Below are 25375 nucleotides of genomic sequence, written 5' to 3' on the forward strand. Positions count from 1 at the left end.
GCGCATTACAGGATGTAGCGGCTCAGGTCCGGATCCTGCACCAGCTCACCCAGGTGCGCATCGACGTAGGCACTGTCGATGGCGAGGGTCTCGCCGTCGCGGTCCGGTGCCTCGTAGCTGAGCGAATCCAGCAGGCGTTCCAGCACGGTGTGCAGGCGACGGGCACCGATGTTCTCCTGGCGCTCGTTCACCTGGAAGGCGATCTCGGCCAGGCGCTCGATGGCGTCGGCGGTGAAGCTGACCTTGACGCCTTCGGTAGCCAGCAGTGCTTCGTACTGCTTGGTCAACGCGGCCTTCGGCTCGGTCAGGATGCGCACGAAGTCGCCCTTGCTCAGCGCGCCCAGCTCGACGCGGATCGGGAAGCGGCCCTGCAGCTCCGGAATCAGATCGCTGGGCTTGGCCAGGTGGAACGCACCGGAGGCGATGAACAGGATGTGGTCGGTCTTGATCGTGCCGTACTTGGTGGACACGTTGGAGCCTTCCACCAGCGGCAGCAGATCGCGCTGCACACCTTCGCGCGACACATCGCCACCACCCACGTTGTCACCACGCTTGGCAACCTTGTCGATCTCGTCGATGAACACGATGCCGTGCTGCTCGCAGGCCTCGATCGCCGCGGTGCGGATGTCGTCCTCGTTGACCAGCTTGCCGGCCTCTTCCTCGATCAGCAGCGGACGCGCGGCCTTGATGGTCAGCGTGCGCTTGTGCGCCTTGGCGCCACCGCCGAGGTTGGCGAACATCGACTTCAGCTGCTGGCCCATTTCCTCCATGCCCGGCGGGGTCATGATGTCCATGCTGACATTGGCAGCTAGGTCGAGTTCGATCTCGCGCTCGTCCAGCTCACCGTTGCGCAGCATCTTGCGGAACTTGATGCGGGTCTCGTTGTCCTGCGCCGACGGTTCGTTGCGGGCGACTTCCGGATCGAAGCCGATGCCACCGCTGCGGCGCGGCAGCAGCGCATCGAGGATGCGGTCTTCGGCACGTTCTTCGGCCTGGGTACGCACGCGCACCTTGGCCTGTTCGCGGTACAGCTTCACTGCGGTATCGGCCAGGTCACGGATGATCTGTTCGACATCCTTGCCGACATAGCCGACTTCGGTGAAGCGGGTCGCTTCGACCTTCACGAACGGCGCGTTGGCCAGCGTGGCCAGGCGACGCGCGATCTCGGTCTTGCCGACGCCGGTGGGGCCGATCATCAGGATGTTCTTCGGCATCACTTCATTGCGCAGCTCCGGCACCAGCTGCATGCGACGCCAGCGGTTGCGCAGGGCAATGGCCACCGCGCGCTTGGCGTCGTGCTGGCCCACGATGTGCCGGTCCAGTTCCTGCACGATCTCGCGCGGGGTCATGGTGGCGGAGGAAACTTCGATCTTCGACATGGATGTGCTCACGGATTCGTTGTCGGTAGCGCCGAGCCATGCCCGGCGGATCGGGAGGCGTTACAGCTCCTCGACCACCACGTTGCGGTTGGTGTAGATGCAGATGTCACCGGCGATGCCGATCGCCTCGCTGGCGATGGTGCGCGCATCCAGCTCGGTGTGTGCCATCAGCGCACGCGCAGCCGAAAGGGCATACGAACCGCCGGAACCGATGGCGATGATGCCGTCCTCCGGCTCGATCACATCGCCGGTGCCGCTGATGATCAGCGAGGTTTCCTTGTCAGCCACGGCCAGCAGGGCTTCGAGCTTGCCCAGGCGGCGCTCGGTGCGCCAATCCTTGGCCAGCTCGACCGCTGCACGCTGCAGCTGGCCGTGCTTTTCCAGCTTGGCCTCGAACAGCTCGAACAGCGTGAAGGCGTCGGCGGCGGCACCGGCAAAGCCGGCCAGCACCTGGCCATCACGGCCAAGGCGGCGCACCTTGCGCGCATTGCCCTTCATCACGGTGTGGCCCAGCGTGACCTGGCCGTCGCCGGCGATGGCCACGTGCTCGCCGCGACGGACGCAGACGATGGTGGTGGCGTGGAAAACATTGGGATTCTGACTGGGGTCCATGCGGCCTCCGATAGCTGTTCACGGGACATGGGGACAGCGCCCGGTGCGATCAAGCCTGCGCGGATGGCTGCCGTTCAGCGCGAAGGCAGCGATACCGCTGCGCTCGCCGGGCATGGCCCGGCGCTACCACGGCGATAGCCCACGAAACCGGTAGCGCCGGGCCATGCCCGGCGGACGGTCGGCTACCGGCGGCGCTTGGCGCGCGGATGCGCGGCGTCGTAGACCTTGGCCAGGTGCTGGAAGTCGAGGTGGGTATAGATCTGCGTGGTGGCGATGTCGGCGTGGCCGAGCAGTTCCTGCACGCCACGCAGGTCACCGGACGATTCCAGGATATGGCTGGCGAAACTGTGCCGCAGCATGTGCGGGTGCACGTGCTTGAACAGGCCCTGGCGCTGCGCCAGCTGGCGGATGCGGATCTGCACCGCGCGTTGGCTGATCGGCCCGTTGCGGCCGGGAAACACCGGCGAGGCCGGGCCGCCACCACTCTCCGTGCGCCACGCCTGCAGGGCTTCGCGCGCCGGCCGGCCGAACGGCACGCGGCGCTGGCGATTGCCCTTGCCCAGCACGTTGACCAACCCGCTGTCGAAATCCAGGTCGCGCCAGGTCAGCGCGCAGACTTCGCTCAGGCGCAGGCCGGAGGAATAGAACAGTTCCAGCAGCGCGCGGTCGCGGCGGCCGAGCTCGCCTTCCGGCTCCAGCTCGACCAGCTGCACGGCTTCGTCGGCGTCGAGGACCTGTGGCAACCGGCGCGGTGCGCGCGGCGCCTTCAGCGTCGCCGCCGGGCTGACCTCGATGCGCCCGTGCTTGAGCAGCCAGGCGTAGAAGCTCCGGCACGCCGACAACCGGCGCTGCAGGCTCTTCGCGGACAGGCCGCGGCGATGCTCATCGGCAACAAACTGGCGCAGCGCGTCGGCATCGAGTGCCTCCACCGCCACGCCACGCGGCTCGGCCCAGACCGAGAGCGCATCCAGGTCGCGGCGGTAGGCATCGAGCGTATGCGCCGACATCCGCCGCTCCACCTGCAGGTGCTGCAGGAAGGCCTGTACCGCGCTCATCGTCGTGGTGTCCTGCTCAGCTCGCGAAGCGCTTCAGGCCGGCGACCAGGGCATCGCCCATCATGCGCAGGAACAGCGTGCCCATGCCCGGATAGAAGCGGTTCGGATCGTGGCTGCCGACCGCGATCAGGCCCACGCCCGGCAGCGGCAGCAGTGCGGTGGTCTGCACCTCCTCGCTGCGCACGCCATACAGCACGGCGTTCTTTTCCGGCTGCAGGCGGCCACAGATCGGCTCGCCGTCCTTCAGGCAGTCGCGGAACGGGCCCAGCTGCGGATCATCGGCGGCGATCACCTGCAGCCAGTCGGCCTGTTCCAGCCCGGGAACAGGCGTGTGCACCACCAGCCGTACCAGATCGCCAGCGAAGTCTTCCTGAAGCGAGGCCGCCATCGCACGCAGGGTGTCGGCGGCGTTGTCCTGCTTCATCAACGCCAGGGTCAGCTGGTGCGTGCGCACCGCCAGGCGTTCGTTGACCTGGGCAGTCGCGCCCAGGTCGGCCAACCGTCGTGCCAGCTCGCGGTTCTTCTCGCGCAGCACTTCCAGCTGGTAGCTGGCCAGCGACGCGGTCGGGCCGTCGTCACGCGGCACCACCAGGGTCAGGGCCAGGTCCGGGAACTGCTTGAGGAAGCCGGGATGACGCCGCAACCAGGCAGCGACTTCATGGGCCCCGAGCTTGTCGACGGTTTCGGTCATGCGATCCACTCCCCTTCGAAGACGAATGCAGTCGGGCCGGCCATCACCACCGGCTGGCCATCGCCCGGCCACTGGATGCGCAGGTCACCACCGGGCAGGCTGATGCGTGCATCACGCTGCAGGCGGCCGCGCTGCATCAGGGTCACCGCGGCGGCGCAGGCGCCGCTGCCGCAGGCCAGGGTTTCGCCGACGCCACGCTCATTCACACGCAGACGCGCATGCGCCGGGCCCATCACCTGGGCGAAGCCCACGTTCACCGAGCGCGGGAACGATGCATGCTGCTGCAGCAGCGCACCGACGCGCTCGACCGGCGCAGCATCGATCAGGCCCACTTCGATCACCGCATGCGGGTTGCCCATCGACACCGCGGCAAATCGCACGCTTTCACCCTGCAACGGCAGCAGGTACTCCTCGCGCGCATGGGCAAAGCCCATCAGCGGCACGTTGGCCGGCTCGAACGCGGGCACGCCCATGGTCACCGCATACTGGCCATCGCCCAGCACTTCCACGTCATGGCTTGCCAACGGACTGTCGATGACGAAACGGTCCCCCTGTGCACTGCCTTCGCGCACCAGCCAGGCCGCGATGCAGCGCGCGCCATTGCCACACTGCTCGGAATTGGAACCGTCGGCATTCCAGATGCGATACGAGGCCACCGAGCCTTCCGCACGCGGCGCCTCGATGGTCAGGATCTGATCGCAGCCGACGCCGGTGTGGCGGTCGGCCAGGCGCGCGGCCAGTTCAGGCGTGGGCGGCGCGGTGCCGTCACGCAGGTCGATCACTACGAAATCATTGCCCGCGCCATGCATCTTGCTGAAGCGCAGCGCCTTGGAACCGGCCTTACTCATTCCCGCCGCCCACCTTCTTCGCAGGCGCAGGCGCCGGTTGGGTGGTCGGTGCAGCCGGGTCCACGGTCGTGGCCGGTGTGCCGCTGCCCTGGGTCTCCGCCGGGGCCGCTTCGGTCGCGGGCTCGGCAACCGGTTCGACGGTTTCTTCCACCGGCACCGGCTTCTGCGGCAGTACCAGCGGGCCCTTGTTGCCGCAGGCGGCGAGGAACAGCAGCGAGGCCGCTGCCAGCGGAATCAGGATGGCGTTTCGATGGGGGATCTTCATGCCCCGAGTATAGCCATTGGCGGCTGAGCGGTAGGTAGAGTCGACTGTCAGTCGACTGCTCTTCGATCAGATAGCGAAAACCCCGCGCTGCGCGCGATAGTCGACCAACAGTCGACTCTACCCCTTACCGCCCCCACGGGCGCCGCTGGCGGGCCATGTTCAGCCCTCCGGCGGCGGCAGCGGCCGGGTCCACAGCCAGATCGCCACCACGGTCATGCTGCCGATCGAGAACCACTTCACCCAGGCGATCGGCACGCACCACAGCATGATGCCGGCACATACCGCCATCGTGATCGTGGCCATCCACTTGCCGTAGCGGCTGACCGCCCCGTGCGCCTGCCAGTTGGCGATGGCCGGACCGAAGCGCGGATGCTGCAGCAGCCAGGTGTGCAGGCGCTCGGAGCCGCGCGAAGCGGCCCAGGCCGAAATCAGGATGAATACGGTGGTCGGCAGGCCCGGCACGAAGATGCCGACGATGCCGGTGCCAAGGCTGACGTAGGCCAGCAGCCACCACGCCCAGCGGAAACGCACCACGCGCGGTGGCGTGGTGGCGTCGCGTGGGGCGGAAGGATCTGGCGCGCTCATGGCCGCAAGGATACCGGTTCAGGGTGCCAGGCAGTGCCCGGCACCCTGTCGCGATCACGGCTGGGCGATGCCCAGCTGCTGCAGCACGAACGCATACGACTCGGACAGCTCGCGGTAACGCTGGAAGCGCCCCGACTTGCCGCCGTGGCCGGCTTCCATGTTGGTGCGGAACAGGATCGGGTAATGGCCGGTGTTGTCGTCACGCAGCTTGGCCACCCACTTGGCCGGTTCCCAGTACTGCACCTGCGAATCCCACAGGCCGGTGCCCACGAACAGCGCCGGATAGGCCTGCTTCTTCACGTTGTCGTAGGGCGAGTAGGACAGCATGTAGTCGTAGTACGGCTTCTGCTCCGGGTTGCCCCACTCGTCGTACTCGTTGGTGGTCAGCGGAATGGTCGGGTCGAGCATGGTGGTGACCACGTCGACGAACGGCACCTGCGCCACCATCACGCGGTAGTCCTGCGGCGCCTGGTTGGCCACCGCGCCCATCAGCAGGCCACCGGCACTGCCTCCAGATGCCGCCACGCGATCCTTCGCCGCCCAGCCCTGCGCCACCAGGCCACGGGTGACGTCGATGAAGTCGTTGAAGGTGTTCTGCTTGTGCAGCAGCTTGCCGTTCTCGTACCAGTCGCGGCCCATTTCCTGGCCACCGCGGATGTGGGCAATGGCATACACCACGCCACGGTCGAGCAGGCTCACCGCGGTCTGGTTGAAGTACGGGTCCATCGACATGCCGTAGCTGCCATAGGCGTACTGGAACAGCGCGCCCTTGCCGTCCTTCTTGTAGCCCTTGCGGTAGACCAGCGACACCGGCACCTTCACGCCATCGCGCGCGGTGATCCAGACGCGATCGGTCTCGTACTTCGAGGCGTCATAGCCGATCACCGGCTGCACCTTCAGCTGGCGACGCTCACCGGTGGCGGTATTCAGTTCGAACACCGTGGTCGGGGTGGTCATCGAGGTGTAGATGTAACGCAGCCACGGCGTGTCGGCTTCGGTATTGTCGCCCAGGCCCATCGAATACGCCGGCTCATCGGCCTTCACGTAGTCGCTGCGGCCGTCCTTGAACAGCAGGCGGATGCGCTCCAGGCCTTCGGAACGTTCGGCGATGGCGGTGTAGCTGTCGAACAGTTCGAAGCCCTCGATGAACACGGCATCGTCATGCGCGATCCAGTCCTTCCACTGCGCGCGCGAGGTGGCATCGGTGGGTGCGGTGACCAGCTTGAAGTTCTTCGCACCGTCGTTGGTGCGGATCACCCAGCGGCCATCGTAGTGGTCGGCGTCGTACTCGACGTCGCGCTGGCGCGGCGCCAGCACGGTGAACGTGGTCGGGTCGCTGGCGGGTGCATAGCGCTCTTCCGAGGACACGGTGCTGTGCACGCCGATGGTGATGAAGCGATCGTCGCGGGTGCGGCCGATGCCCATGTAGAAGCTGTCGTCCCTCTCTTCGTAGACGACAGTATCGGCGCTGGCCGGGGTGCCTAGCACGTGCTTCTTCACCCGCACGGTCAGCAGCGTTTCCGGATCGTTCTCGACGTACAGCACGGTGCGGTTGTCGTCGGCCCAGACCAGATCACCGGAACTGCCGGTGATCACATCGGGCAGCACCTTGCCGGTGGCCAGGTCCTTGAAGCGGATCGTGTACTGGCGGCGGCCGACGTCATCATCGGCCCAGGCCAGCAGCTGGTTGTCCTGGCTCACTTCCATGGAGCCGACGCTGAAGTAGCCCTTGCCGGCAGCCATCGCATTCACGTCCAGCAGGATTTCTTCGGCCGCGTCCATGCTGCCCTTGCGGCGCGCATGGATCGGGTAGTCCTGGCCGGTCTCGAAGCGGCTGTAGTACCAGTAGCCGCGCTCACGCGCCGGCACGCTGGAATCGTCCTGCTTGATGCGGCCGACGATCTCCTTGTACAGGGTGTCTTCCAGCGGCTTCAACGGCGCCAGCAGCTGGTCGGCATAGGCATTCTCGGCCTGCAGGTAGGCCAGCATGTCCTTGTTCTCGCGCTTGTCGTCGCGCAGCCAGTAGTAGTCATCATTGCGGGTCGCGCCGAACGGCGCCTTGACCACATGCGGGTGCTTGGCGGCATCCGGCGGAACAGGCAGGGGGGCGGCGTTGGCAGTGGTGGTCATCAGGCTGGCGAGCAACAGGCAGAGGGTAGGTTTCATGAAATAAGGCTCCAGGCGCATCAATGCAATGGTCTTCGACGGGGTCAGATCCCTTTTCCCGAAAAGGGATCTGACCCCAATCGCGGCGATGCGGCAACCCTGCGGATCGTCATGGTGCGGTTTCTGTTGGGGTCAGAGCCCTTTTGCGCGCAAAAGGGATCCGACCCCGGCGCGCGGCGTACCATGGGCGCATGAGCACCCTGCCCCACACGCCGGGCTACAGCCGGCGCAGCCATGAAATCGCCCCGTTCCACGTGATGTCCCTGCTGGCCCGCGCTCAGGCGCTGGAACAGGCGGGCCACGATGTGATCCACCTGGAGATCGGCGAACCGGACTTCACCACCGCCGAACCGATCGTGCGTGCCGGACAGGCCGCACTGGCCGCCGGCCATACACGCTACACCGCCGCACGTGGCCTGCCGGCCCTGCGCCAGGCGATCAGCGGCTTCTATCGCAGCCACTATGGGCTGGACATCGACCCCGAGCGCATCCTGGTCACCCCCGGCGGCTCCGGCGCGCTGCTGCTGGCCAGCAGCCTGCTGGTCGACCCCGGCCGCCACTGGCTGCTGGCCGACCCCGGCTATCCGTGCAACCGCCACTTCCTGCGCCTGGTGGAAGGCGGCGCGCAGCTGGTGCCGGTCGGGCCAGAGACCGCCTATCAACTCACTCCGTCGCTGGTCGAACAGCACTGGAACGCGGACAGCGTCGGCGCGCTGGTCGCCTCACCGGCCAATCCCACCGGCACCGTGTTGTCCGCCGACGAACTGGCAGCACTGTCGAAGACCCTGCATGCGCGCGGCGGCCACCTGGTGGTGGACGAGATCTATCACGGCCTGACCTACGGCCTGGATGCGCCCAGCGTGCTGCAGGTGGATGACAGCGCGTTCGTGCTGAACAGCTTCTCCAAGTACTTCGGCATGACCGGCTGGCGGCTGGGCTGGCTGGTGGCACCACCGGCGGCGGTGCCGGACCTGGAGAAACTGGCGCAGAACCTGTACATCAGCGCGTCGAGCATCGCCCAGCATGCCGCACTGGCGTGTTTCAGCGAGGAAGCGATGGCGATCTTCGAGCAGCGTCGCGAAGCCTTCCGCCAGCGCCGCGATTTCCTGCTGCCGGCATTGCGTGAACTGGGCTTCCGTATCGAAGTCGAGCCACAGGGTGCGTTCTACCTGTACGCCGATGTCAGCGCATTCACCGATGACGCGCAGGCGTTCTGCGCCCACTTCCTGGAAACCGAGCACGTGGCATTCACGCCGGGGCTGGATTTCGGCTTCCACCGTGCGAACCAGCACGTGCGGTTGGCCTACACGCAGGAAGTGCCGCGGTTGCAGGAGGCGGTGGAGCGGATTGCGCGCGGGTTGAAGCACTTCCGGTAGCGCCGGGCCATGCCCGGCGGCATCCTGCCGCGCTACGCGCGCGCCGGGCATGGCCCGGCGCTACCCAATAACGAAAAACGCCGCCCGAAGGCGGCGTTTTTCATTCCATCACTTACCGCCGAGGCGTTCCCACAGGAAGCTGTAGGCCAGCGCCGACATGTGCGCGGCCTGCGCGTTGTTGGCTGCGCCGCCGTGGCCACCTTCGATGTTCTCGTAGTAGGTCACGTCCTTGCCGGCATCGATCATCTTCGCCGCCATCTTGCGGGCATGGCCCGGGTGCACGCGGTCGTCGCGGGTGGAGGTGGTGAACAGCACCGGCGGGTAGTTCTTCTTCGCGTCGAACAGGTGGTACGGCGAGAAGGTCTTGATGAACTCCCAGTCGCTGGTATCCGGGTTGCCGTACTCGGCCATCCACGACGCACCGGCCAGCAGGTGGCTGTAGCGCTTCATGTCCAGCAGCGGCACCTGCACCACCACCGCACCGAACAGCTCCGGGTACTGGGTCAGCATGTTGCCGGTCAGCAGGCCACCGTTGCTGCCGCCCTGCACGCCCAGGTGCTTGGCGGTGGTGATCTTGCGCTTGACCAGATCGCGTGCCACGGCGGCCATGTCTTCATAGGCCTTGTGGCGGTTCTGCTTCAGCGCAGCCTGGTGCCAGCGCGGGCCGTACTCGCCGCCGCCACGGATGTTGGCAACCACGTACACGCCGCCCTTCTCCAGCCAGGCGCGGCCCATGCCACCGGAGTAGCCCGGGGTCAGCGAGATCTCGAAACCACCGTAGCCATACAGCAGGGTCGGGTTGGAGCCGTCCAGCTTCATCGCCTTGTCGTGCACCACGAAGTACGGCACGCGGGTGCCGTCCTTGCTGGTGGCGAAGTGTTGCTCGATCACCTTGCCCTTGGCATCGAAGAAGGCCGGCATGGTCTTCAGCGTTTCCGGGGCCTGTCCGATCTCGGCCAGCGCCAGGGTGGTCGGGGTCAGGTAGTCGGTGGCGGTCAGCCACACCGCGTCGCTGTCGTTGCTGTCGACCGCGGCCACGCCCAGCGTGCCGAAGGCCGGCGCGCCGACGAAGCGGCTGGTCTGCCAGCCATTGGCGCCCGGGGTCAGCACCGACAGGCGGTTCTTGACGTCATCCAGCACGTTCAGCACCAGATGGCTCTTGGTCCAGGTGGCGCCGGCCAGCGAGGTGGTCGCGGTCGGGGTGAACAGCACGTCGAACTCGCGCTTGCCGGCCAGGAAGTCATCCAGCCTGGTCGCCAGCAGCGAACCGGACGCATAGGTCTTGCCACCCACGGTCCACGGATCACGCAGTTCCAGGGTCAGCCACTGCTTGTGCAGGCCCTTCTCGGCCGAGTTCGGCGCGTCGATCTTGGTCAGCGTGCCATCGTCGCCACGCAGGTAGATCTCGTTGTTGTAGAACGCCAGCGTGCGGCTGACCAGGTTGCGTTCGAAGCCCGGAGTGTCATCGTGCATCGCCGCGATGTACATGTCTTCCGGCTTGCCTTCATACACCACGCTGGCGGAGGCCATCGGCGTACCACGCTTCCACAGCTTGGCCACGCGCGGGTAGCCGGAGGTGGTCATCGAGCCGGCACCGAAGTCGGTGTAGACGAACACGGTGTCGCGATCGATCCAGTTCAGGCCACCCTTCGACTCGGGACGGAAGAAGCCGTCCTTGATCCAGCTCTTGCTGGACAGATCGAATTCGCGGGTGACGTCGGCATCGGCACCACCGCGCGACAGCGCGATCAGGCAGCGGCTGTAGTCCGGGCGCAGGCAGTCGGCGCCGTGCCAGACCCAGTTCTCGCCCTCGGCCTTGTTCAGCGCATCCAGGTCGAGCACGGTTTCCCACTGCGGCGAGGCCTTGCGGTACTCGGCCAGCGTGGTGCGCCGCCACAGGCCGCGCTCGTGCTGCTGGTCCTTCCAGAAGTTGTAGTAGTAGTCGCCGATCTTCTGCACGGCGGGAATCTTGGCGTCGGAGTCGAGCACCTCGCGGATGCTGGTCTCCATCTGCTTGAAGGCCGGGGTCTGCGCCAGGCGCGCTTCGGACTTGGCATTCTGTTCCTTGACCCAGGACAGCGGCTTGTCGCCGGTGACGTCCTCCAGCCAGGCGTAGCGATCGGTGTCTTCAGCGGCCACGGCGGTCCCCACCGAGGCAGCGGTCATCATGCCGGCCAACAGGCAGGCGGAAGCGAGTCGAGACATTGCAGCTCCAGGCAGTCATAAGCCGTGGAACGCTAGCATGGATCGCTGCAGCCGCCCCCGTGTCGAAGGTCAGGCCGCGGCGGTCGAGCCACGGCGGCCACCACGGACCGCGCCACGGCTGCGGCGTCGCGCCTGTCCACCGGTGCGACGGGCCAGCCGCAACCACGACAGGCGCGGCACAGGGAAGCGCAGCAGCGCCCACCAGGCCACCAGCGGCATGCCCACCAGCCACATCGGCAGCCAGCCCAGCCAGGCGTTGCTGCCACGAGCGGCTGGCCAGACCAGTACCAGCGCCAGGCCGGCCAGAGCGACCTGCCGTACGCTGCGCAGCAGGCGCGGGTCGGCGCGTTCAATGATGACGCGTTCAGTTGCAGGGCGACGAACGGAACGAGCGTTCATGGGGCTTCTCCGGTGGACAATGCAACACAGCTTGGGCAAGGCCCTTCTCACAGGTTGCGACACCATTGACGGATCGCGTGCACACAGTCGACCATGCGCGTGCAAGCCCACTGGAGCCCGCTCCCGCATGACTTCGATCCGCCCGCTCTGCGCCGCGCTGCTGGCCCTTTCCCTGGCCGGCCCCGCCGTGGCCGCCAGTGAGCCGCCGTCGCCCCGTACCAGCGCCTCTGGTGCGGCTGCCCTGGACGCGCCGATCGACCTGAAGCGCTTCATGGGCACCTGGTACGTGATCGGCCGCGTGCCGAACTTCATCGAACGTGGCCATGTCGCCAGCGTCAACGAATACGAGCTGCGCGACGCGCACAAGGTCGGCATCACCTACCGCTACCGTGACGGCTTCGGCGAACCCCTGCAGGAAGTGCGTGCCCGCGCCAGCGTCGACCCGGACAGCGGCAACCATGGCTGGCGTACCTGGTTCTACCGCGTCGTGCCGACCCATTCGCGGGTGCTGGAAGTGGCGCCGGATTATTCCTGGGCGCTGATCGGCTACCCCGGCCGTGAGATGGCCTGGATCTTCTCGCGCACCCCGGACATGGACAAAGGCCTCTACAAGGAGCTGGCCGAGCGCCTGCGCGACGAGTACGGGGTGAACACCGACAAGCTCAAGCGCGTGCCGCAGCACCCCGAGCAGGTCGGGAAGCTGGGCTACGAAGTGCCGAACGTGCGTTGAGAGAGCGCTCGCCGGGCATGGCCCGGCGCTACCCTGCCACGGGAACGTTCCGGTAGCGCCGGGCCATGCCCGGCGGACGCACCGATTACTTGCGGCTGTAGTGCGCGACCAGGCGGTCGCCGAGCATCTGCAGCAGCTGCACCAGAATCAGCAGCAGGACCACCGTGACCAAGGCCACGTCGGTGTGCGAGCGCTGGTAGCCATCGCGGAACGCCAGGTCGCCGAGGCCACCGGAACCGATCGCGCCGCCCATCGCGGTGAAACCGATCAGCGCCACGGTGGTGACCGTCGCACCGGCAATCAGGCCCGGGCGCGCTTCCGGCAGCAACACGCGGGTGACCAGCTGCCAGGTGGTGGCGCCCATCGCCTGGGTCGCTTCGATCACGCCGCGGTCAACTTCACGCAGCGCGGTCTCGACCAGGCGCGCATAGAACGGCGCAGCACCGATGACCAGCGGCACGATCGCACCGCGCACGCCCAGCGAGGTTCCCATCAGGAACAGGGTGACCGGGATCAGCACGATCATCAGGATGATGAAAGGCACTGAACGCAGCAGGTTCACCACCAGCGCCAGCACGCCATAGGCAAACGGACGGCGCTTCATCTGCGGTGCGCCGAACAGGTACAGCAGCACGCCCAAGGGCAGGCCGATGGCCAGGGTCAGCGGCAGCGAACCCAGCAGCATCAGCAGGGTGTCGATGGTGGCCTGGCCGATGTCGGCCCACTTGCCCGCATCCAGGTGGCGGAAGAAGCCGCCGGCAGTAGCGATGATCATCGACGCAGTTCCTCAACATGCACGCCGGCGGCCACGAACGCGGCCTGCGCAGCGGACTGGTCGCCGCCCACCAGGGCGACCACCAGCTGGCCATACGGGGTGTCCTTGATCCGGTCGATACGGCCGGACAGGATGTTGTAGTCGACCCCGGTCTCGCGCGCGACGCTGCCGAGCAGGGGTTCGTAGGTGTCGCCACCCAGGAAGGTCAGCCGCACGATGCGGCCACCGACGGCGTCGAAATCGCGGTGCAGCGTGCCCTCGTCCACATGCTCCGATTCGCTGACGAAGCGGCGCGTGGTCGGGTGCTGCGGGTGCAGGAACACCCGGGTGACCGGGCCGGTCTCGACCATCTGGCCGGCGTCGAGCACGGCCACGCGGTCGCAGACACGGCGGATCACATCCATCTCGTGGGTGATCAGCACGATGGTCAGGCCCAGCTCGCGATTGATCTTCGACAGCAGCGACAGCACAGACGCGGTGGTCTGCGGGTCAAGCGCACTGGTCGCCTCGTCGCACAGCAGGATCTGCGGACGGGTCGCCAGCGCACGCGCAATGCCCACGCGCTGCTTCTGACCGCCGGACAGCTGCGCCGGGTACTTCTGCGCGTGCGCTTCCAGGCCAACGGTCTGCAGCAACTCGGCCACACGCGCGTCGATTTCCGCCTTCGGCGTGCCGGCCAGTTCCAGCGGGAAAGCCACGTTGCCAGCCACCGTGCGCGAGGACAGCAGGTTGAAGTGCTGGAAGATCATGCCGATGCGCCGGCGCAGCGCGCGCAGGCCGTCCGCGTCCAGTGCAGTGACATCCTCGCCGCCGATCAGCAGGCGGCCACCGCTGGGCTCTTCCAGCCGGTTGATCATGCGGATCAGCGTCGACTTGCCGGCGCCGGAATGGCCGATGATGCCGAATACCTCACCGGCTTCGATGGTCAGGTCCAGTGGTTGCAGCGCGCTGACTTCGCGGCCGGCAACGGCATAGGATTTGTGCAGGCGCTGGAACTCGATCACGGGCGTGGCTCACCGGCTGGGTGACGGAAGGGGGCGTGCAGCCTACCAGCGCCGGCGCTCGCGCGCCCGCGCCATGGGCCAGAATGTTATTCCTTTTGGTTCTAAGGCGCCCGTGACGGTGATTGAGCCGAGGTCAGAGCCCCTGCGGGGATCCGACCCCGGGGTCGGATCCCCGCAGGGGCTCTGACCCCATTCCCCGGCCGACCCAGCTCAGGGATGATCCAGCGGCTTCGGCGGTTCCTGCCGGTTGACCCGCTCGCGGTGCAGCAGGTACAGCCCCGACGCCACGATGATCGCCGCCCCGACCCAGGTGTAGCCGTCCGGCAGCTGGCCCCAGAAGGCCAGGTCCCAGCCGATCACCCAGACCAGGCCGCTGTACTCCAGCGGCGCGATCATCGAGGCTTCGCCCAGCTGGAAGGCCTTGGTCAGGGCGATCTGGCCCAGTGCCCCGGCCAGGCCCATGCCGGCGATCAGCGGCGCGTGCGCCAGCTGCAGCGGTACCCAGCCGGGAAGGGCCAACAGGCCCGCGCCGATCGCCATGATCACCAGGAACCAGACCACCATCGACTGCGAAGTATCGGTGCGGGTCAGCAGGCTGACCGTGATCGCAGCCACGGCATAGGCGGTGGCCGCGGCCAGCACCATCAGCCCCGGCACCGAGATGAAGCCATCCACGCCCGGCCGCAGCACCACCAGCACGCCGACCAGGCCGATGCCGATGGCTACCCAGCGCCGCGGCCCCACCCGTTCACCGAGCAGCGGCACCGAGAGTGCAGCGATCAACAGCGGAGCAACGAAATAGATGGTGTAGGCGGTGGACAGCGGCAGGTCGCGCAGGGCGAACACGAAGCAGCCGATCATCGCCATGCCCAGCGCGCCGCGCAGCAGGTGCAGGCCCCAGCGCCGCGGCACCAGCGAGCGCGGGCCGGCACTGACCAGCACCCAGACCAGCACGAACGGCAACGACGCCGCGCCGCGCAGGAAGGTCACTTCCAGGGTGGGATAGCTGGCCGACAACTGCTTCATGCCAGCGTCCATCAGCGAGAAACAGGCGACCGCAGCGACCATCCAGGCCACCGCACGCGAAGGGGAGCGTTGCACGTTCATGGCCCATTATCGCCCGGTCGTCGCCTTCTGTAGAGCCGAGCCCACGCTCGGCTGCGTTGTGAAGAGCAGCCGAGCGTGGGCTCGGCTCTACAGAGGGCGGGTAAGCGGGCCCTCGCGATAGAATGGCCGCCACTGAAACCTGCGGAGCACCGCCCATGCCTTCCTTCGACGTCGTGTCCGAAGTCGACACCCACGAGCTGACCAACGCCATCGACCAGGCCAACCGCGAACTGGCCACCCGCTTCGACTTCAAGGGCGTGGACGCAAAGTTCGAGCGCGATGGCGATGTCATCAACCAGACCGCGCCGACCGAGTTCCAGCTCAAGCAGATGAACGACATCCTGCGTGCACGCCTGGCCGCGCGCGGCATCGACGTGCTGAGCCTGGAGTTCGGCGACATCGAGACCAACCTGGCCCAGGCCCGGCAGAAGATCACCGTCAAGCAGGGCATCGAGCAGAAGATCGCCAAGAAGATCGCGGCGGCTCTGAAGGATGCCAAGCTGAAGGTGGAAAGCCAGATCAACGGCGACAAGCTGCGCGTGCAGGGCAAGAAGCGCGATGACCTGCAGGACGCCATCGCCGTGCTCAAGGCCGGCAAGTTCGAGCTGCCGCTGCAGTTCAACAATTTCCGCGATTGATCTGCCCGCCGGGCATGGCCCGGCGCTACGCGGGCCGCAGCGGTAGCGCCGGGCCATGCCCGGCGGACTGCAACGTCAACCGCGCAGCAGCTTGTACAGCGTGGTGCGCGAGATGCCCAGCTGGCGAGCGGCCAGGCTCAGATTGCCGTCCGCCGCCTGCGCCGCACGGCGCGCCGCTTCACGCTGCTGATCACGCAGCAGCGGTGCATCCATCGTCGCCGCTGAAGGCCGTTGCGCGCTGCGGCCAGCGACCCTGCGCGGCGCCTGCAGGTGCTGCAGGTAAACCGCACTGCCCTCGCCCACCCGCACCCGATGCGGCGCCCCGGGTTGCAGCAGGCGCCGCCGCTGCGCGGCACTGGCGCCGGCAAACACGCTTTCCAGGTTCAACAACGGCAACGGTCCCCGACGCGGCAGGCCCAGCAGGCGCCGCGCAACACGGTTGGCCGCGCGCAGCTGGCCGTCCTCCTGCACCGCCAGCAGCCCCTGCAACGGCGACGCCAGCCAGCGCGGATCGTGCTGCAGCGCCAGCAGGTGCACGTCGGCAAGCGTGTGGAACAGCCGGTTCTCGCTGGCCAGCGCGGCCTGCCGGAAATAGCCCTGCAACAACGAGGGATCGCGCTCACCCAGCCCGGTGATGTCGATCACCCCACACACCTGCCCATCGAGATCGTGCAGTGGCTCGCTGAGGCAGAACACCGGGGCGAAGCGCTGCAGGTAGTGTTCATTGCCCCGTACCAGCGCAGGCAGGTCGTCGGCCAGGCTGACCGCCGGTGCCGTGGTGCCGATCTCGCCCTCGCCCAGCCGCCGCCCAACCTGGATCGGACGCAGCAGCGGTGCATCTTCCAGGCCATGGGCCTGCTGCGCGATCACCATGCCCTCACGGTTGGCACAGAACATCGTCCAGCCGCGCCCGCCAAAGGCAGCCCACAGCTGTTCCAGCTCCGGCCGCACGCAGCGCGCGAGCCGACGGTCGCCGGGATCGGAAAGATGCCGGCCATCACCCAGCAGCGGACGGTAGTCCGGCTCCTGCCCGGGCAGCAGGCCCGCCGCGCGCGAACGCAGCCACGACTGCTGCAGCGGCAACGGCAACACGCCCAAGGAACGCGCATCGCCCTCGGCGAAGGCCGCGCGTGCCGCTACCAGCTGCTGTTGCCCGACGGTCGTGGCGATCATGGACGCAGCGTACACCCGCCGGCGGCAACGCCACGTTACGTCTGGGCAACGGAACGTTTCCGCCGGCGGTTCAAACGCGGGGTCGGATCCGTTTTCCTTTGGAAAGCGGATCCGACCCCATCGCATAAGGCTTGCCGGCCAGCGGCCGGCACTACCGATGCCCGTTACGCCGCGATGCGCAGGATCGGCTTCAGGGTGATGCCCTTCGTGCTGTCCTCCGCCGCCTGGTTGATCTGTTCCAGCGGATAGAACTTCACCAGCTTGTCGAACGGGAAGCGGCCCTGCTGGAACAGCGTGACCAGCTGCGGAATGAACACCTGCGGCACGCTGTCACCTTCCACGATGCCGCGGATGCTGCGGCCACCGAGCAGCAGGTTGTTCACATCGAAACTGGCGGTGGTGCCCAGCTTCGGCGCGCCGACCACGCCCATCATGCCCAAGCCGCCCAGCGCTTCGATACCGGCGGAGAGCACCTCCGGGCGACCGGTCGATTCCAGCGCGAAATCCGCACCACCGCCGGTGATCGCGCGCACGGCCTCGATCACGTCGGTCTCGCGGCTGTTGACCACGTGGGTGGCGCCCAGCTCCAACGCCAGTTCCAGCCGCGACGGCACCACGTCGATGGCAATGATGGTGGTGGCACCGGCCACCTTGGCCGCCATCACCGCACTCAGGCCGACCGCGCCGGCACCGTAGCTGGCGAAACTGCTGCCCGAGCGCACCTGCAGCGAATTGAGCACCGCACCGGCACCGGTCTGGATGCCGCAGCCCAGCGGGCCCAGCAGTTCCAGCGGCGCATCGTCGGGCACCTTGATCGCGTTGATCTCGCGCGCAATGGCGAAGGTGGCAAACGAAGACTGCGCGAAGAAATGGTCGTGCAGCGGCTGGCCCTGCGTATCGGTGATCGCGGTATGACCGTGGCCATCATCGCCACCGAAGTTCAGTGCGAAGAAGTCCTTGCAGTAGGCACCATGGCCGCCGCGGCAGGGATTGCAGTGACCACAGGCGCCATAGGTCAGCACCACGTGGTCGCCCACCTTGAGGTCGCGCACGTTGGGGCCGACCGCCTCGACAATCCCGGCGCCTTCGTGGCCGAGTACCGCAGGCAACGGCACCGGGTAGTACTGATCGCGCACGATCAGATCGGTGTGGCACAGGCCGGTCGCCACCACCTTCACCAATACCTCGTCGTCCTGCGGGCCGCGCAGCCGCGCCTGCTCGATGACGAAGGGCTGTTCCTTGCCGCGGACCACGGCGGCAGTGATCTCGCGTGTTGTCGTGTTGCTGCTCATCGCAATGCTCCTTCGATCAGATCGGGTAGGCGGGCGCTTCGCCCTTGACGGTCAACCACTGCCACTGGGTGAACTCTTCCCCGTTGGCGGGGCCGCCGATACTGGTGCCGTTGCCGGATGCACCGACGCCGCCGAAGGGATTGATCACTTCGTCGTTCACGGTCTGGTCGTTGATATGCAGCAGGCCGGTGCGCAGGCGCTCACCGAGCTTCAGCGCGCGCCCGACATTGCTGGACACGATGGCCATCGACAGGCCGTACTCGCTGTCGGTGGCCAGGCGCACGGCCTCGTCGTCATCGTCGAACGGCACCACCACCGCCACCGGCGCGAAGATCTCTTCGTTGAAGGCTGGATTGTCGGCAGAGACGTTGCCAAGCACGGTCGGCGCGAAGAACAGATCGCGGTGCGTACCGCCTGCCTCCAGCGAGGCACCGGCCTGCAGCGCCTGCTCGACCACGCGCGCGGCGTGGTCACGCTGGCCAGCATTGATCAGCGGGCCGATGGCCACCTCTTCGCGTGCCGGATCTCCCACCTTCAACGAATTGGCCTTGGCCACCAGCTTCTGCAGGAACGCATCATGGATCTTCCGATGCACCAGCACGCGGCCGGTCGCCATGCAGATCTGTCCCTGATGCAGGTAGACGCCCCACGCGGTGTTGGCCACGGCCAGGTCGAGGTCGGCATCATCCAGGATGATCAGCGAATTCTTGCCACCCAGCTCCAGCGACACCTTTTTCAGGTGCTTGCCCGCCGCTTCGCCGACCTTGCGCCCGGCCGCGGTGGAGCCGGTGAACTGGATCATCGCCACGTGCGGATCGCTGGTCAGCGCGGCACCGGCCGCGCCATCACCGGGCAGCATGTGCAGCACTCCTGCCGGCAGCCCGGCCTGCTCGAACAAGCGTGCGATCACCGCGCCGCCACACACCGCCGTGCGTGGGTCCGGCTTGAGCACCACCGCGTTGCCCAGCGCGATCGCCGGCGCCACCGCGCGCATGGCCAGGTACAGCGGGAAGTTGAAGGGTGAGATGACGCCGACCACGCCCAGTGGCCGACGCCGCGCAAGGTTCAGCCGGCCCGGCTCGGACGGCAGGATCTCGCCGACGCTGCGCGAAGGCAGCGCCGCGGCTTCGTGCAACGCCTTGATGGTGACCTTGGCCTCAAAGCCGGCCTTCAGGCGAGTGGAGCCGCTTTCGCGCACCAGCCACTCGACCAGGGTGTCGATGTTCTCTTCGGCCAGGCGTGCCGCTTTGCGCATAACCTCAGCGCGCTGCTCGTAAGGCGCTGACGCCCACGCCTGTTGCGCCTGGGCAGCGGCTGCCGCCGAGCGTGCCACCTGCGCCGGGTCGGCCAGGCCGATCTCGCCGAGGGTGTTGCCGGTGGCCGGCTCGATCACCGGCTGCCGTTGCGCAGCCGCCTGCCAGTGGCCATCGAAGAAGGCGCCGGCCCAAAGGGCATCAGGCAGCCACGGGGAAGATGCAGTCATGGGTGTCCTCCTGTGTCGTGCGTCCATTCCACGTCCGCCGTCCGCGGCAGGCAATCGGCCATCCAGCGGTCGCCCGCAAGGGCTTGAATCGGCGGGAATTTCCAGCATGGCAACTGTCCAGTTCCTGCACAGTGAACAGCGCGGCGGCGGCGCACTGCCTACAATGTCCGCCCCGCCAGCCGATGTGCCCGCCATGACCGACACCCACCTGCCCACCGATGACCCGATCGCCGCCACCCGCCTGTGGCTGGAGCGCATCGTCATCGGCCTGAACCTGTGCCCGTTCGCGAAGGCGGTGTACGTGAAGGACCAGGTCCGTTTCGTGCTCAGCGATGCGACCACGCCCGAAGCGCTGGTCGAACAGCTGGCCGAGGAGCTGGTGCTGCTGCGCGATACGCCGGCCGAGCAGATCGATACCACGCTGATCGTGCATCCGCAGGTGCTGACCGACTTCCTCGACTACAACGACTTCCTCGACAACGCCGATGCGGCGATCGAGGCCCTGGACCTGCAGGGCATCCTGCAGGTGGCCAGCTTCCATCCGGATTACCAGTTCGAGGGCGTGGCTGCCGACGACGCCAGCAACTACACCAACCGTGCGCCCTTTCCCACCCTGCACCTGCTGCGCGAGGACAGCGTGGCGCGCGCGGTGGACGTCTATCCGGACCCGGACGTGATCGTCGAGCGCAACATCCAGACCCTGGACCGCATCGGCGTGGACGGCTGGCATCGCCGCCTGCGTGGCGACGACCTGTCATGAGCCGCGTCCCGCCGATTGCCGCATGGCCGGCCGCGCCGCTGTCGGGCAAGGTGGTGCTGATCACCGGGGGGGCCAACGGCATCGGCCGCGGCATCGCCCAGGCCGTGCTCGGTGCCGGTGGCCGCGTGCTGATCGGCGACCTGGACATGGAGGCCGGGCAAGCCTGCCTGGACGAATGGCAGCGCGGCGATGACGCTGCGTTCCAGCGCCTGGACATCACCGACGAAGCCAGCGTGCGCGCGTTCGTCGCCGAGGCGCTGCGTCGCTTCGGCCACATCGACGGACTGGTCAACAATGCCGGCATCGCCGGGCCGCACGGCACGCTGCTGCAGGACATGGACTGGGACGAGTGGCAACGCCGCCTGTCGTCGCTGCATGGTGCGTTCCTGTGCAGCAAGCACGCGCTGCCCGCGCTGTCGGCCAGTAGCGCGGGCGCGATCATCAACATCGCTTCGACCCGCGCCTGGCAGTCGGAGGCGCACAGCGAAGCCTATGCGGCCGCCAAGGGTGGGTTGGTCGCCTTCACCCATGCGCTGGCGATCAGCGCCGGCCCGGCGATGCGGGTGAACAGCATCAGCCCCGGCTGGATCGGTACCACCGCCTGGCAGGCGCCCTCGCGCCGTCACGAGCCTGACTACTCGGCCATCGACCACGCCCAGCACCCGGTCGGCCGGGTCGGCCAGCCCGAGGACATCGGCGCGCTGGCGGTGTACCTGCTGTCCTCGCTGTCCGGCTTCACCACCGGCCAGGACTTCGTCGTCGACGGCGGCATGACCCGGAAGATGATCTACGCCGAATGACCCGCCTCATCCACGCATGGCGTGGATCTACTGAATATCATCGGTAGATCCACGCCATGCGTGGATGGCGGTGATGTGCCAACCAAGGTTGGCACCCACCACAGCGGCCGCACCATTGCCAGAAAGTGCCAGCCAAGGCTGGCACCCACCACAGCGGTCAGGCCATGCCCGAATGGCGCAGCAGCGCGTCGATCTGCGGTGCGCGGCCGCGGAAGGCCTTGAAGTTCTCCGCCGCCGGGCGGCTGCCACCCCGCGACAGGATCTCATCGCGGAAGCGTGCTCCGGTTTCCGCCAGCGCCTGCGGCGCTTCCTCGAACGCGGCGTAGGCATCGGCGCTCAGCACCTCGGCCCACTTGTAGCTGTAATAGCCCGCCGCATAGCCACCGGCGAAGATATGGTTGAACTGGTGCGGGAAGCGGTTCCAGGCCGGCGGATGATTCACCGCCACTTCCGCACGCACCCGATCGAGCAGCGCCAGCACGCTGTCCTGCGCCGGCTCGAACTGGCTGTGCAGCAGCATGTCGAACAGGCCGAACTCCAGCTGGCGCACGGTGGCCATGCCACTGTGGAAGTTGCGCGCGGCCAGCATGCGCTCGTACAGCGCGCGCGGCAACGGTTCGCCGCTGTCCACGTGCGCGGTCATGCCCTGCAGGTGCTCCCATTCCCAGCAGAAGTTCTCCATGAACTGGCTCGGCAGTTCCACCGCATCCCACTCCACGCCATTGATACCGGCCACGCCCAGCTCACCGATGCGGGTCAGCAGCTGGTGCAGGCCATGGCCCATTTCATGGAACAGCGTGGTCACTTCGTTGTGGCTGAAGGTGGCCGGCTTGCCATTGGCACCGCGACCGAAGTTGCACACCAGATAGACCAGCGGCGTCTGTACGCTGCCATCGGCACGCACGCGGCGGTTGCGGCAATCATCCATCCACGCACCACCGCGCTTGCCCTCGCGCGCGTACAGGTCCAGATAGAACTGGCCGACCAGCACGCCCTGCGCGTCGACCAGGCGGAAGAAGCGCACGTCCTCGTGCCACACCGGCGCGCTGTCTTCCTGCACGCGCAGGCCGTACAGCTGCTCGATCACCGAGAACAGGCCGCCCAGCACCTTCGGCTCGGTGAAGTACTGCTTCACTTCCTGCTCGGAATAGCTGTAGCGCGCCTGCTTCAGGCGATCGGCGGCGAAGGCCAGGTCCCAGGCCTGCAGCTGCTCGATGCCCAGCTGCTCGCGCGCGAATTGCTCCAGCTCGGCGCGGTCCTTGGCCGCGAACGGCTTGGCACGTGCAGCCAGATCGCGCAGGAAGCCGAGCACTTCGGCCGGGTCCTGCGCCATCTTGGTCGCCACCGAATAGTCACCATACGAACCGAAACCGAGCAGCGCGGCCAGCTCTGCGCGCAGGGCGAGGATGCGGTCGATGTTGCCGCCGTTGTCCAGCGCGTCGTCGCCGAATTCGGAGGCGCGCTGCGCACTGGCGCGATACAGGATCTCGCGCAGGTCGCGGTCTTCGCCCCAGGTCTGTACCGGCAGGTAGCACGGCATCTGCAGGGTCAGCTTCCAGCCCTTGTTGCCGTCTTTTTCCGCTGCTGCATGCGCGGCCGCCTTCACGTCGTCCGGCACGCCAGCCAGGCGTGCCTCATCCTCGATGATCAACGACCACGCGTCGGTGGCATCCAGCACGTTCTGCGAGAACTTCGCCGACAGCGCCGACAGTTCCTCCTTGATCGCGGCGAAGCGCTGCTGGGCCTCGGGCTCCAGTTCGGCGCCGCCCAGGCGGAAATCGCGCAGGGTGTTGTCCAGCACCTTGCGCTGCGCCTCATCGAAGGTCGCCGCCTCGGGGCTGCCGGCCAGGGCCTGGTACTGGCGATACAGCGCCAGGTTCTGGCCCAGTGCACTGGCAAAGCGGGTCACCCGCGGCAGGTTGCTGTTGTAGGCCTCACGCAGTTCCGGCGTGTTGACCACGCCCTGCAGGTGGCCGACCAGGCCCCAGGCGCGCCACAGGCGCTCGGTGGCATCGTCCAGCGGGGCCACGAAGGTCTGCCAGGTGACCGGCTGCACCTGCTCGGCGGCGCTGACAGCGGCTTCCGCCTCGGCCAGCAGCACATCCAGCGCCGGCGCCACGTGCTCCGGGCGGATCGCCTCGAAACGCGGCAGGCCGGAAAAATCGAGCAGGGGGTTGGCAACGGTCACGGCAGGTCTCCAGGGTACGGGCCCGGCAGGCGGGCAGCCCGTTAGATATGGCGCTGCCAGGCGAGGCTGACAAGGGGGCGCGGCCCGATATTCACGTCGGCCTTACGGTCACGGCTCGAAGCTCTGGCTGCGGGGGAGTCCGCAGCGGTACGTATCGAACGAGGCCCCACATGGAAGGTCTGGCTGCAGTTGCATCCGCCTCACCGGCACGGTCGCTGGCGCTGTCCGCCAGTACGGCCGAACTGACCTGGATCGCCGCGCTGTGCGATGCCGGCGACGACGCCCCGCGCCACCTGCAGCAGTTGCAGACGGTGCTGCAGCAGGGTGGCACGTTCAACGATGCCCAGGAGTGGTACCCGTTCGAAGTGATCGAACGCGGCGCCAGCCAGTTGCGGCTGGGCCATGAGCGCGAGTTCGTGATCTGCGTACTGCTGTGGCTGCAGGCACTGGCCCAGGGCCGCGCCAGTACCCTCGATCCCGGCCTGCACCTGGATGACCGCGCGATGGACATCGAGGCGCTGCCCGAAGCGCTGCGCGACGCAGTGCTGGATGCGTTCACCGCGGCGGGGTATTGATCTGGATGTAGCACACCGCTGCGCTCGCCGGGCACGGCCCGGCGCTACCCGCCCGGCATGATCGGTAGCGCCGGGCCATGCCCGGCGACAACGTTGACCGTCCTACAGTGCTTCCAGGCTGCACCACGGCAATGCCGGCAACCCCTGCCCGGCCACTGCGGCGGCCAGCTGTGCATCGGCGCCGTCGACATCGATGCCCTGGCGCGCGTACCACGACGGGTCGTAATAGCTCTGCGCGTAGCGCTCGCCGCTGTCGCACAGGATGCTGACGATGCTGCCCTGGTGGCCCGCCTCGCGCATCCACTGCGCGGCCTGCAGCACACCGATGAAGTTGGTGCCGGTGGAGCCACCAACGCGGCGCCCCAGCTGGCGGCTGACATGGCGCATCGCGGCCAGGCTCAGTGCATCGGGCACCTTCACCATCGCATCGACACTGGTCGGGATGAAGCTCGGCTCCACCCGCGGCCGGCCGATGCCTTCCACGCGCGAGCCACCGCTGCAGGTCAGGCCGCGCCAATCCTGTTCACCGGCCACGGCTGCTTTGTAGCCATCGAAGAACACCGACACTTCCGGGTCCGCGCACAGGATGCGGGTGTCATGCCGGCGGTAGCTGACATAACGGCCCAGCGTGGCGGCGGTACCGCCGGTGCCGGGGCTGCATACGATCCATTCCGGAACCGGGCTCGGTTCTTCGGCCATCTGCTTGAAGATGGATTCGGCGATGTTGTTGTTGGCGCGCCAGTCGGTCGCGCGTTCGGCGTAGGTGAACTGGTCCATGAAGTGGCCGCCGGTTTCGCGGGCCAGTTTTTCCGAATCGCAGTTGAGATCGCAGGCACGCTCGACCAGATGGCAGCGGCCCCCGTGGAACTCGATCGCCGCGATCTTCTCCGGCGAGGTCGTGGCCGGGATCACCGCAATGAACGGCAGGCCGAGCAGCCGCGCGAAATAGGCTTCGGAGACAGCGGTCGAGCCGCTGGATGCTTCGATCACCGGGCGCCCTTCGCGCAACCAGCCATTGGTCAACGCATACAGGAACAGCGAGCGCGCAAGCCGGTGCTTCAGGCTGCCGGTGGGATGGCTCGATTCATCCTTCAGGTACAGGTCGATGCCCTCGAACCCTGGCAGCGCCAACGGGATCAGGTGGGTATCGGCGGAACGGTTGAAATCGGCTTCGATCTTGCGGATGGCGGCGGCCACCCATTCACGCTGCGACATGGCGGGCAATCGTTGTCAGGACGGAACGGTGCGATCCGGCCATTGTACGTCGCA

Annotated in this window: 24 protein-coding genes; 6 read left to right on the plus strand and 18 right to left on the minus strand. The window is 67.3% G+C overall.

Translation table 11 applies throughout. From position 1 onward, the window contains the following. Window positions 1-5: 5 nt before the first annotated feature. The 8 genes from hslU to AC5P88_RS06110 form a co-directional block, all read right to left on the minus strand. Window positions 6-1379, minus strand: a complete 1374-nt coding sequence (gene hslU, locus AC5P88_RS06075; RefSeq protein WP_087924230.1) for an ATP-dependent protease ATPase subunit HslU — start codon at window positions 1377-1379, stop codon at window positions 6-8. Between the two features lie 60 nt (window positions 1380-1439). Continuing rightward, the gene (gene hslV / locus AC5P88_RS06080) at window positions 1440-1991 is read right to left on the minus strand and encodes an ATP-dependent protease subunit HslV (RefSeq protein WP_005411093.1); all 552 of its coding nucleotides are present in this window, start codon (window positions 1989-1991) and stop codon (window positions 1440-1442) included. A 182-nt stretch (window positions 1992-2173) separates the two neighbouring features. Beyond that, window positions 2174-3046: a tyrosine recombinase XerC gene (xerC, locus tag AC5P88_RS06085; RefSeq protein WP_106550481.1), complete on the minus strand. Its 873-nt coding sequence runs from the start codon at window positions 3044-3046 to the stop codon at window positions 2174-2176. A gap of 16 nt (window positions 3047-3062) precedes the next feature. Next, window positions 3063-3737 (minus strand): DUF484 family protein, encoded by a 675-nt coding sequence (locus tag AC5P88_RS06090; protein WP_106550482.1) that lies wholly within the window; start codon window positions 3735-3737, stop codon window positions 3063-3065. Next, entirely contained in the window at window positions 3734-4585 is an 852-nt protein-coding gene (gene dapF / locus AC5P88_RS06095; RefSeq protein WP_106550483.1) for a diaminopimelate epimerase, read from the minus strand. Before dapF ends, AC5P88_RS06090 begins: the two co-directional genes overlap by 4 nt. Beyond that, a complete protein-coding gene (gene lptM / locus AC5P88_RS06100) occupies window positions 4578-4850 on the minus strand; it encodes an LPS translocon maturation chaperone LptM (RefSeq protein WP_106550484.1) in 273 nt (90 codons plus the stop codon). The genes dapF and lptM overlap by 8 nt, the downstream gene beginning before the upstream one ends. Before the next feature lie 159 nt (window positions 4851-5009). Further along, window positions 5010-5435 carry a YbaN family protein gene (locus tag AC5P88_RS06105; protein ID WP_106550485.1) on the minus strand — a complete coding sequence of 142 codons (426 nt, stop codon included), beginning with the start codon at window positions 5433-5435 and terminating at the stop codon, window positions 5010-5012. A gap of 54 nt (window positions 5436-5489) precedes the next feature. Continuing rightward, complete coding sequence (locus AC5P88_RS06110; RefSeq protein WP_495224592.1) at window positions 5490-7601, minus strand: S9 family peptidase; 2112 nt, start codon at window positions 7599-7601, stop codon at window positions 5490-5492. A gap of 191 nt (window positions 7602-7792) precedes the next feature. On the opposite strand from AC5P88_RS06110, the gene AC5P88_RS06115 reads away from it, so the two are divergent. Next, the gene (locus AC5P88_RS06115) at window positions 7793-8977 is read left to right on the plus strand and encodes a pyridoxal phosphate-dependent aminotransferase (protein WP_495224593.1); all 1185 of its coding nucleotides are present in this window, start codon (window positions 7793-7795) and stop codon (window positions 8975-8977) included. A 108-nt stretch (window positions 8978-9085) separates the two neighbouring features. Here the strand turns inward: AC5P88_RS06115 and AC5P88_RS06120 are convergent, their stop codons facing one another. Continuing rightward, the gene (locus AC5P88_RS06120; protein ID WP_111111646.1) at window positions 9086-11182 is read right to left on the minus strand and encodes a prolyl oligopeptidase family serine peptidase; all 2097 of its coding nucleotides are present in this window, start codon (window positions 11180-11182) and stop codon (window positions 9086-9088) included. A gap of 69 nt (window positions 11183-11251) precedes the next feature. Continuing rightward, a complete protein-coding gene (locus AC5P88_RS06125; protein WP_111193861.1) occupies window positions 11252-11581 on the minus strand; it encodes a hypothetical protein in 330 nt (109 codons plus the stop codon). A gap of 127 nt (window positions 11582-11708) precedes the next feature. Here AC5P88_RS06125 and AC5P88_RS06130 point away from each other — a divergent pair, with 127 nt between their 5' ends. After that, complete coding sequence (locus AC5P88_RS06130; protein ID WP_049411005.1) at window positions 11709-12311, plus strand: lipocalin family protein; 603 nt, start codon at window positions 11709-11711, stop codon at window positions 12309-12311. Window positions 12312-12396: 85 nt separating this feature from the next. On the opposite strand, the gene AC5P88_RS06135 is transcribed toward AC5P88_RS06130, so the two are convergent. From AC5P88_RS06135 to AC5P88_RS06145, 3 genes are all read right to left on the minus strand, one after another. Further along, the gene (locus tag AC5P88_RS06135) at window positions 12397-13086 is read right to left on the minus strand and encodes a methionine ABC transporter permease (protein WP_010481370.1); all 690 of its coding nucleotides are present in this window, start codon (window positions 13084-13086) and stop codon (window positions 12397-12399) included. After that, the gene (locus AC5P88_RS06140) at window positions 13083-14090 is read right to left on the minus strand and encodes a methionine ABC transporter ATP-binding protein (protein ID WP_106550490.1); all 1008 of its coding nucleotides are present in this window, start codon (window positions 14088-14090) and stop codon (window positions 13083-13085) included. The genes AC5P88_RS06135 and AC5P88_RS06140 overlap by 4 nt, the downstream gene beginning before the upstream one ends. A 210-nt stretch (window positions 14091-14300) precedes the next feature. After that, a complete protein-coding gene (locus AC5P88_RS06145) occupies window positions 14301-15197 on the minus strand; it encodes a DMT family transporter (protein WP_008268196.1) in 897 nt (298 codons plus the stop codon). Between the two features lie 155 nt (window positions 15198-15352). On the opposite strand from AC5P88_RS06145, the gene AC5P88_RS06150 reads away from it, so the two are divergent. Beyond that, the gene (locus AC5P88_RS06150; RefSeq protein WP_006471121.1) at window positions 15353-15835 is read left to right on the plus strand and encodes a YajQ family cyclic di-GMP-binding protein; all 483 of its coding nucleotides are present in this window, start codon (window positions 15353-15355) and stop codon (window positions 15833-15835) included. A 75-nt stretch (window positions 15836-15910) separates the two neighbouring features. On the opposite strand, the gene AC5P88_RS06155 is transcribed toward AC5P88_RS06150, so the two are convergent. The 3 genes from AC5P88_RS06155 to AC5P88_RS06165 form a co-directional block, all read right to left on the minus strand. Beyond that, window positions 15911-17008, minus strand: coding sequence for a helix-turn-helix domain-containing protein (locus AC5P88_RS06155; protein ID WP_111193859.1), 1098 nt, complete (start codon window positions 17006-17008; stop codon window positions 15911-15913). 164 nt (window positions 17009-17172) lie between these two features. Next, a complete protein-coding gene (locus AC5P88_RS06160) occupies window positions 17173-18300 on the minus strand; it encodes an NAD(P)-dependent alcohol dehydrogenase (RefSeq protein ID WP_111193858.1) in 1128 nt (375 codons plus the stop codon). A gap of 16 nt (window positions 18301-18316) precedes the next feature. After that, entirely contained in the window at window positions 18317-19783 is a 1467-nt protein-coding gene (locus AC5P88_RS06165) for a benzaldehyde dehydrogenase (protein WP_111193857.1), read from the minus strand. A gap of 193 nt (window positions 19784-19976) precedes the next feature. On the opposite strand from AC5P88_RS06165, the gene AC5P88_RS06170 reads away from it, so the two are divergent. Continuing rightward, entirely contained in the window at window positions 19977-20543 is a 567-nt protein-coding gene (locus tag AC5P88_RS06170; protein ID WP_049429265.1) for a DUF1415 domain-containing protein, read from the plus strand. Beyond that, window positions 20540-21343: an SDR family oxidoreductase gene (locus AC5P88_RS06175; RefSeq protein ID WP_111193856.1), complete on the plus strand. Its 804-nt coding sequence runs from the start codon at window positions 20540-20542 to the stop codon at window positions 21341-21343. Before AC5P88_RS06170 ends, AC5P88_RS06175 begins: the two co-directional genes overlap by 4 nt. Before the next feature lie 157 nt (window positions 21344-21500). On the opposite strand, the gene AC5P88_RS06180 is transcribed toward AC5P88_RS06175, so the two are convergent. Next, window positions 21501-23531 (minus strand): M3 family metallopeptidase, encoded by a 2031-nt coding sequence (locus AC5P88_RS06180; RefSeq protein WP_111193855.1) that lies wholly within the window; start codon window positions 23529-23531, stop codon window positions 21501-21503. A gap of 170 nt (window positions 23532-23701) precedes the next feature. On the opposite strand from AC5P88_RS06180, the gene AC5P88_RS06185 reads away from it, so the two are divergent. After that, on the plus strand, window positions 23702-24106 hold the full coding sequence (locus AC5P88_RS06185) for a hypothetical protein (RefSeq protein WP_111193854.1): 405 nt from the start codon (window positions 23702-23704) through the stop codon (window positions 24104-24106). Between the two features lie 102 nt (window positions 24107-24208). On the opposite strand, the gene AC5P88_RS06190 is transcribed toward AC5P88_RS06185, so the two are convergent. Then, the gene (locus AC5P88_RS06190; RefSeq protein WP_111113592.1) at window positions 24209-25321 is read right to left on the minus strand and encodes a PLP-dependent cysteine synthase family protein; all 1113 of its coding nucleotides are present in this window, start codon (window positions 25319-25321) and stop codon (window positions 24209-24211) included. Between the last annotated feature and the right edge of the window lie 54 nt (window positions 25322-25375).

The sequence above is a fragment of the Stenotrophomonas sp. YJH_SMC_8 genome, from assembly GCF_059371315.1.